At 42.9% G+C, this 3,777-nt stretch carries 4 protein-coding genes; 3 read left to right on the top strand and 1 reads right to left on the bottom strand.

Features of this window, described 5'->3' with window-relative positions; all coding sequences use genetic code 11:
• The first annotated feature begins 108 nt into the window (after positions 1 to 108).
• The 3 genes from tgt to C7B77_RS25905 all read left to right on the top strand — a co-directional run bounded on the left by tgt (position 109) and on the right by C7B77_RS25905 (position 3,013).
• Positions 109 to 1,254, top strand: coding sequence for a tRNA guanosine(34) transglycosylase Tgt (gene tgt / locus C7B77_RS25895; RefSeq protein ID WP_106311775.1), 1,146 nt, complete (start codon positions 109 to 111; stop codon positions 1,252 to 1,254).
• Positions 1,255 to 1,606: 352 nt separating this feature from the next.
• Positions 1,607 to 2,179, top strand: a complete 573-nt coding sequence (locus tag C7B77_RS25900; RefSeq protein WP_106311766.1) for a hypothetical protein — start codon at positions 1,607 to 1,609, stop codon at positions 2,177 to 2,179.
• Between the two features lie 189 nt (positions 2,180 to 2,368).
• Positions 2,369 to 3,013 (top strand): nitroreductase family protein, encoded by a 645-nt coding sequence (locus C7B77_RS25905; protein ID WP_106311769.1) that lies wholly within the window; start codon positions 2,369 to 2,371, stop codon positions 3,011 to 3,013.
• 93 nt (positions 3,014 to 3,106) lie between these two features.
• Here C7B77_RS25905 and C7B77_RS25910 read toward each other — a convergent pair.
• Positions 3,107 to 3,777: carbohydrate ABC transporter permease (locus C7B77_RS25910; protein WP_106311772.1), on the bottom strand; the 671-nt coding region annotated here is incomplete at its 5' end.

Genomic DNA, 3,777 nt, shown 5'->3' on the forward strand with positions numbered 1-3,777 from the left:
ACCCATTACTCATTACCCATTACCCATCCACTCATCCACCCATCCACCCATCCACCCCCGCTCCTCGCACTAAAGAGTCCGTTCTGGCATATAAAATATAAGGGAATTTTGAACAAACCGCACTTCACTTTCGACTGCGTGGGTAAATGCAGTCACACACACGCGCGCGCTGGTGTTTTTCATACGCCACATGGGATTGTCGAGACGCCGAGATTTATGCCTGTAGGGACTACGGCAACAGTCAAAACACTCACATCCGCTCATATCGAAGATGCTGGCGCACAGATGGTGCTATCGAATACCTATCATCTGCATCTGCGTCCGGGTGAAGATATTATCAAGGAAGCAGGTGGATTGCATAAATTCATGAACTGGAACAAGCCGATGCTGACCGATTCCGGCGGTTTTCAGGTGTTTAGTCTCAGCAAAACGCGCAAAATTACCGAAGAAGGCGTTACTTTTAAATCACCCTTAGATGGGCGCACGATCTTTATTTCGCCCGAAAAATCGATCGAAATTCAAAATGCCCTCGGCGCAGATGTAATTATGGCATTTGATGAATGTCCGCCTTACCCGGCTACTCGCGATGAAGTCATCGCCGCGACAGAGCGCACCTATCGCTGGCTAGAACGCTGTATCCAGGCGCATCAACGCCCCGAAGACCAAGCCTTATTTCCGATCGTCCAAGGCGGCGTCCATCTAGATTTACGCGCCCAAGCCGCCAAATCACTCCAAGAATTCGACCTCCACGGTTATGCGATCGGAGGTGTCAGTGTCGGCGAACCGTCTCATTTTATCCATAAAATCGTCCGCGCCACCGCCCCATTATTACCCGAAAATAAGCCGCGTTATCTGATGGGTGTCGGTACTTACAAAGAAATGGCGATCGCGATCGCATCGGGGATCGATTTATTCGACTGTGTGATACCTACAAGGGTCGCCAGACACGGCGCAGCTTTCGTCAGGGGCGAACGCTGGAATCTCAAGAATGCCCCCTTCAAGCGCGATTTTACCCCCCTAGACGACACTTGCCCTTGCTATACTTGTCAGAATTTTACGCGCGCTTATTTATGCCATTTAGTCCGGTGCGGCGAAATTACCGGATTTACACTCTTATCGCTGCATAATATTACCGAATTAATTCGGTTTACTCAACAAATTCGCAATGCCATTTTACGCGATCGATTTGTCGAAGAATTCGGACATTGGCTGACTAGCGAGGACCCAGAATCGAGTGAGGAGTCTCAACATTGATGTGATTGTAATGTTCGATCGATAGTATCAATCGATCGAATCATCGTAATCGCATTTTGTGTAGTAATAAGCTACTGCTTAGGTTGAGTTTCCGATCGACGCCAAAATAAAAAGTCCATCTTCCTTTGCCACGAGCGATTGTGGGCTGTTTAGGTCTGATAAAGCAATTTATAGGATTTGGTTGTTAGTCATTTAGCTGAAAGAAACTGTTGTTAGAGAAAAACATTTGACATTGACGGGTTAATATATTTATATTATATGATTAAGCATAGTGTTTCCTATGCACAAAGTAAATTGGTAAAATCTAGAAATTTTAAACCCATCAAGTAACTGTTTTTAAATTTAATTTATCATGAATATTTCTAACATTGCTAAAGCAAGTAAAATTTTACTTGCCATAGTTGCCTTTTATATCATATTTTTTCCAAATTCTGCTCACTCTGATGAACTAACATTAATGGATAATGATTACAAAGAAATACCTCTGGTTAATGGTAAAAAATTACCTCTTGTTGATGACTTAAAATCTTGCAAGCAATTGCAGGACATAATTAATGTTACCAATAAAACCAGTAGTGATGGGCACATTAATAGCTTTTTTGGTTTTGAAAAAGCCACACTTAGTGAGGATATGTCATTAATAAGAGGCCGTTCTCTTCTCAGGAAGAAGGTTTGCAAAAATGTCTATATGAACATAGAATCTGGCTTAGGGACAAAAGTTTGTGCAGTTAATGTTTCTTTGATGAGCTATTCTAGAACAGAGGTAGCTAGGCGGTTATTAAACGATCCTACGATAAAGAGAAATCTCTCTAGAAATTATCCTATATATAAAGATAAGATGATGCCTCATATAAATATAGTTTACTCAAACAGTTATTATGACAATTTTTCAAATGATTACGACACTTGTAGGTGGAAAAAATGATGCAACTGGAACAGGGGTTTGTTTGAAGTTAAACAATATATTGACCTTATTACACTCTCGATCGACAAAAATATCTCCTAGACAAGACTTGAGTCGATCTAGCATAACTTCAGCTCCTAATCTCATTAAGGCTTGGCTGGAGATTGACTACCCGCTACTATGTAACCTATACCTCTAAGTTCAGACCTTATGCCATTAGACGTCCCGACCGCGATTTTACAACGTCGATCGATCAAAAACTTCAAGCCAGACCCGATCGCGCCAGAATTACTCCGTCAACTGATCGAATTGACAGTAGCGGCACCTAGTAGCTTTAACGTTCAGGATTGGCGGATTGTAATCGTCATGGATCCGGAGCAAAAAGCGGCTCTAGGAGCTGCCTGTTGGAATCAACCCCAAATTACCCAAGCACCTGTCAACTTGGTGTTTGCCGCCGATATTAAGGCAGGAGAAAAAGACATCACACCGATGATCGAACAAGGTAAACAGACTGGTGCTTGGAATGAGAAGACTGCTGCTTATTTTCAGAAGGCTATCCCTGAATTTTCGGTAGCACTCGGCGATAAAGCTAGAGAGTATGCGATTAAGGATGCGATGATTGCCGCTACTCATGCGACGCTGGCGGCTGAGAGTTTGGGCTTATCTACCTGTATGATGAATGGCTGGATGGAAGATAAAGTCAAAGCTGTTATCGGTGCCGAGAACGATCCAGATTTAGCGATCGCGCTAGTATTACCAGTGGGCTATGCTGCCGAACCTCGACTCAATCCCGGTCGGTTACCATTTGAATTTAATGTATCAGTCGATCGCATCGATCGTCCTTATCAAGGTTAAAATCTTTTGCTTCATCGCCCTGATTTCTCAACAGAAATCGGGGCATTCTATACTATTCACGATTCACTATCAACTATCCACTATTCACTATCCCTAACCTTTAACACCACTACTAGTAGCTGTCGGTACGATATAACGTTGGACGAACATAAATAAGATTAAAACAGGCGCGATCGAAATAACCGAACCAGCAGCAACCAATCGCCAATTTAAACCAAAAGCACCTTCAGCTAATTTCGCTACTCCCAAGGGTAGCGTGTAATAAGTATCATCTTGGAGCACGATTAAGGGCCACAAAAAATCGCTCCAAGCACCGATAAATACAAAAATTGCCAGCGTTACTAACGAGGGACGAATTGCTGGTAACATCACGCTCCACCAAATGCCGATTTCCCAACAACCGTCCATCCGTGCGGCTTCTTCAAGTTCTTTGGGTACGGATTGAAAAGCTTGACGCAGTAAGAAAATGCCAAATGCGGAAGCTAAATTGGGGAGAATTACGCCTAAATAAGTATTTACTAATCCTAACTGAACGGCAATGATAAACAGCGGAATCATTACGATCTGAAAGGGAATCATAATCGTCGAAACCACGATCGCAAAAATCGTTTCTTTGCCTTTGAATTCTAGTCTGGCTAGCGGATAAGCTGCTAACGCGCAAAAAATCAGATTGATAATCACGCTCATAATGGCAACCACACTGCTATTAAATAAATAGCGGCTAAAATCGTTACTTTGCCAGACAGTAGCGATGTGCTCTAATG

The sequence above is a fragment of the Chamaesiphon polymorphus CCALA 037 genome (genome assembly GCF_003003845.1).
Classification (GTDB): Bacteria; Cyanobacteriota; Cyanobacteriia; order Cyanobacteriales; family Chamaesiphonaceae; genus Chamaesiphon; species Chamaesiphon polymorphus.

Bases quoted from the DNA above. Each gene is read 5' to 3' on its own strand.
- C7B77_RS25900 (WP_106311766.1), top strand. From the start codon at position 1,607: ATGAATATTTCTAACATTGCTAAAGCAAGTAAAATTTTACTTGCCATA.
- C7B77_RS25905 (WP_106311769.1), top strand. From the start codon at position 2,369: ATGCCATTAGACGTCCCGACCGCGATTTTACAACGTCGATCGATCAAA.